Annotated in this window: 2 protein-coding genes; both read right to left on the reverse strand. The window is 72.8% G+C overall.

Annotated features, from left to right (window positions below; translation table 11 throughout):
* Positions 1-2147: lipid II flippase MurJ (gene murJ / locus ABD908_RS26580; protein ID WP_345001796.1), on the reverse strand; the 2147-nt coding region annotated here is incomplete at its 3' end.
* Positions 2144-4764, reverse strand: a 2621-nt coding sequence (locus tag ABD908_RS26585) for a DUF6049 family protein (RefSeq protein WP_345001798.1), incomplete at its 5' end; no start/stop codon positions are given. The genes ABD908_RS26585 and murJ, both read right to left, overlap by 4 nt.

A 4764-nucleotide genomic window follows, 5' to 3' on the forward strand; every position in this document is an offset into this window, starting at 1 on the left:
GACGGTGCCGGTGGCACAGCCCCGGTCGTGGGGCGCATGTCGGCGGCGCGCTCGGCGGGCAGCGGCGTGCGCCGGCCGCGGATGCCGACGGAGGACTCTCCCGTCGGACCGGTCGTGTCGGGTGCGCCCTCAGGGCCGGCAGCCGTACCCGGTTCAGCGGCGCCCGGTGCACGGGAGCCCGGTGCGTTCGAAGGCTCCGAGTCGTCGGTCACTGCGAACGCTCCTCTTCTGCGATAGCGGACGCCGGCGGGATGCGCACCAGAGCCGTCGGACGGTCGGTGGCCACCGAACTCGGTGTCGAACCGGCGGGGGACGTGGCTGCGGCCAGCATACGGGAGGTGGATATCGTCGGCGATCCTCGGCAGCTGCGCCGTGATCTCCTCGGCGCGCTCCGCCAGGGCGGCCCGCTCGTCCCGTCCACCGGCGTCGGTGTCGGGCTCGATGCGCAGCGCGGGTACGAACCTGCCCGCCACCCGCCGCAGTGGAGCGGCGATGGCGACGACGTCCGGGACACCGAGGTAGGCGAGCACGGCGTAGGTCAGGGTGAGCGCCAGCACCCCGCCGACGGCCAGGTAGGCCACCGCACCGAGCGGGCCCGCGTCGAGCGCGACCCAGCGCATCGGGCGCAGCTGTAGCGCGCCCCAGATCGCGGCGGTCGCGGCGAGGGACACCGCGGTGGTCGTCAGCAGCACCCGGCGCACGTTGGTCAGCTGCATCCGGCCGAGGTCACGGCGCAGCAGCACCCAGCCCATGGTCGCACCCGCGGTGAATGCGATGCCCGTCACCGTCCCCAGCAGCTCTACCACCCGGAAGCCGTTGTGCACGAAGTGCGGGACCAGCAGTGAGAGCGTGGCCTTCACGCCGGTGATCACCAGGATGATCAGCGTGGGTGTCCACGGCTTCTCCTGCGCGTAGAACACCCGGAGATGGATCAGCACCATGGCGTACGGGATGAGGACGAACGCCTCGAACGACAGCGCCGTGCCCAGGTGCTCGGCGACCGCGGCGTCGACGTGTCCGTAGTGGAACAGCGCCCGCCCGATGGACTCGCCGAAGAACGTGGTGAACACCACGATCGGGATCAACGCGACCATGGTCAGCCGGGTGGCCACCGACAGGTCGTCGATCACCGCCTCCCGATTCCCGCGTGCGGCGTTCCGCGACAGCCGCGGCATGATCGCCGTGAGTAGCGCCACGCCGATCACGCCGTACGGCAGCTGCAATACGAGCCACGCGTACTGGTAGATCGCCGGGCCCGCCTCGGAGGCGTGGGCGGCCACCGGGGTGGCCACGTAGCTGCCGGCGATCGAGATGGCGACGTAGATGACGATCGCGACGCCCATGCCGCCGAAGTGCTTGAGCCGGTCGTCGACTCCCCACCGCAGGCGTAGCCGGATGCCGGCCCGCCGCATCGCAGGGATCTGCACGCAGGCCTGGACGAGAACACCCAGGGTGCTGCCGATCCCCAGGATCAGCAGCTTGGGCTCGCCCATCCGGACCGGGTTCAGCGTCAGCTCCCCTGGCGCGACGACGTAGGCGACCAACGTCGCGATCTGCACGACGTTGCACGCGACCGGTGCCCAGGCGCCGGGTCGGAACGATCCGTGCACGTTCAGCACCGCGCTGAAGAGGGCCGACAGCCCGTAGAACAGTAGCTGCGGGAGGAACATGATGACCAGCGCCTGCGTCAGCGACGAGCTCACCTTGCTGCCGCCCACCAGGACGCCCACCAGCACCGGCGAGATCAGCAGCGACGCCACCAGGGCGATGCCCAACACCGTCAGCGCCATGGTCAGCAGACGCTCGAAGAACGCCTGTCCGCGGTCGGAGTCCTCCATCTCGGCGCGCACCAGCACAGGCACCACGAGCGCGCTGAGCACCTGGCCGAGCACCAACTCGGAGATCTGCTGCGGCATCTGGTTCGCGACGGTGAACGCGGACGTGACCGCGGGGCCGAGCACGGCGACCACCAGCAGCGTCCGCACGAAGCCCGTGATCCGGGAGGTCAGGGTCGCTACGGCGAGCGAACTCGACGACGCGAGTAGGCGACCGGTGCCGCCCCCGTCGCCCGAAGCGGCGGCGTCGGACACGGCAGTGGTCCCACCGGCGCGGTGTGGCTCGATGCGGCGGGGGGCTGCTCGACTCATGGCTCCTCTGTGGGACGGTCCGCCGGGGCACGGCGGGGCGACGTATGCGCAGCGTAGCTGTTCGCCATCAGCCGGTCGTGCTCATCCGCGGGCGGGCGGTCGACGTCGGCCGGGTCCGGCCGGCCCCGGAACCGACGCCACAGGCGCCGCCCGGACAGCAGCACCAGCAGCGCGCCGGCACCGATAGTGATGATGAACAGCGCTCGGCCGTACGCATTGGAATGCACGGTCACGCGGATCGGTTGGCCGAGATCCTGGCCGGCGGTGGTCTGAAGCGACAGGTCGACGGCGATCATCCGCGAGAAGTTCACCTTGGTCGGCAGCTCGATCTGGCGGGTGCCGCGCGGCGGCAACTCCTCGACCTCCGAGCTGTTGATCGACACCCCGTCGGGCGCCGACCAGCGGATCGTGGTGGTGATCGGTAGCGGCAGGTCGTTCCGTGCGACCAGCAGGATCGGTGCCTTCTGGGACGCCAGCGTGTAGCTGCCGCCCGGCGCGACGATGGTCACCGAGCCGAGCTGGGCGGTCAGGGACCCGCGGGCCGCCGCGAGCCGGATGCGCGCGTCACCGTCGACGGCCGCGCGGTGCGGAGCGAACCGCAGCGCCCGCAGCGCGTCCTCCCGCAGCGGCGAGATGTACCGTCCGGGCGTCAGCCCGCCCTTCGGCTCGGCGACCAGCGACCGGCCGAACTGGTCGAGGTCGGCTGCGTAACCGGCGGCGGACGCCACGATCCAGGCGGGCATCGTGGGCGGCGCCGTGCCCGGCGGCCGCCGAGGCGCGCGGACCGGCCGGGTGGGCGTCGCCGCCTCCGACTGCGCAGCGCCCGCGACCTCGGCGAACGGACGCGGGACGGCGAGGCCGGCCGTGAGCAGGGTGGATGCGGCGGTCAGTACGGCGCGGGCATCGTCGGGCGACGCAGCCCAGACCTGCGGCGGCGCGACCAGCTCGCTGCGACCGTCGATGACGGTGCCGATCGGATCCGGGTCGACGGTGGCGGCCCAACCGCCGGGCGGGGCGATCCGCTGGGTCGGGTCGAGCGCCGGCTGCATCAGGGCCCCGACCGCTGCGAGCCGCCGCGACATTGCGGACTCCTCCCCGAGCGGGAACCGCGTGGCGACTCTGTCGGTGCCGGTGTCGCCCGGCCGCACGTGGTCCTCGCTGCCCGCCGGGTACTCGCCCATGGCGCCCAGCGCGGCGGTGATGTTGGGGTCGAAGGTCGCGGCCGCGAGTCCTCTGCCCAGGCCGACGATGCCGTCCCCCTGCGCATCGGACCCGGTTCCCTGCGTGTCGGTGCCGGACCCCGACGCCCCGCGCGGCGACGCCTTATTCGGAGCCGAGACCGCCGTCGCGGCGATCACGGCGGCGGGCACGCCGGTCGAGCGCAGCGCGGCCGCGCCCGGTGCCAGCAGCATCCCCGACGCGGGGACGGCGATGCCCCGCTGCGAGGCCACGCCCAACACGCTGTCGATCACGTCGGCCGGGGCGGTCAACGCTGCGCGCAGCAGGGCGGCGTTGCCGGTGGCGTCGAGCGCGTCCAGGTCGACCTGGCCGAACGCCAGCGCGACGGTGCACGAGCGGGCCGCCACAGCGCGTAGCCGGGCCAGCCAGGCTGTGGCCGCCGCCGAGCCGCGACCGGGCGTGGCGGGCGAGTGGGCGTCGCCGGGATCGCGCGAGACGAGGTAGCCACCGGTCATCGCCTGCACCGTGACCAGCAGGTCCGGGTCGATGGCCACGCAGGTGGCCGTCCGCAACGCCTGCGCGGCCGGATCGTTGCCCCGCGTCGCGGAATCGTAGGCGTCGAGCAGGCCGTACAGGCGACCGCCGGGGGCGAGTGACGCCGCCAGGGCGTCGTCGACGAGCCGCACCGGCGGATCGCCGCCGCCGGGCACGCCACCGGCCAGCTTGGGGTTGTCGGCGAGCGGCCACAGCATGGTCAGGCGCGCGGGCGAGGTGGTCACGGCCTTCTCGATCGTCCCGGACTGGGCGGCGCCGTCGGGCTGTGCGCCGCCGTCGGGCTGTGCGGCACTGCCGGACCGCCCGGTGCCTGAGGCCGTGGCCTGGGACTGCGGCAGCGACAGCACAGGCAACAGTGTCCGGCTGTCGTCCAGGCGTGCCACCCCGCCGTAGGCCGGCTTGCCGTTGACGTTCACCAGCAGTGGGTACACGCCTGGCCGGTGGATCCCCAGCGTCGGTCCGCTGGTCGTCGTGGTCGATCGGACGGGCATCGACAGCGCGAACGACGCCTGCTGCCCCGGATGCAGCACGGATACCACCTTGTGGAACCGCCCGATGGTGTCGTACGTGTTGTTGTCGGCCACCAGCGTCGACCGGATGTCGTCCGACGAGGTCAGCGCCGGACCCCGCTGGAGCCGTACCTCGAGGTCGGAGACGTCGCGGTCGCCGAAGTTGGTCAGCGTCCCCAGGACGATGACGTTGTCGGGCGATGCGTTGGTGACCACGTCGGGCGTCATCTGGTCGAGGCTGATGCGGACGAACTGTGCGATGGGCATGCCGGCGTGCGCATCGGGGGCGGCCCACGGAAGCAGCGCGGCGAGGACGAACAGCACGCACGACAGGCGGGCCGCGCGGATCACGAGGACCCGTCCGCGCCGCCCCC

This window comes from Tsukamurella soli (assembly GCF_039541155.1).
Lineage (GTDB): Bacteria > Actinomycetota > Actinomycetes > Mycobacteriales > Mycobacteriaceae > Tsukamurella > Tsukamurella soli.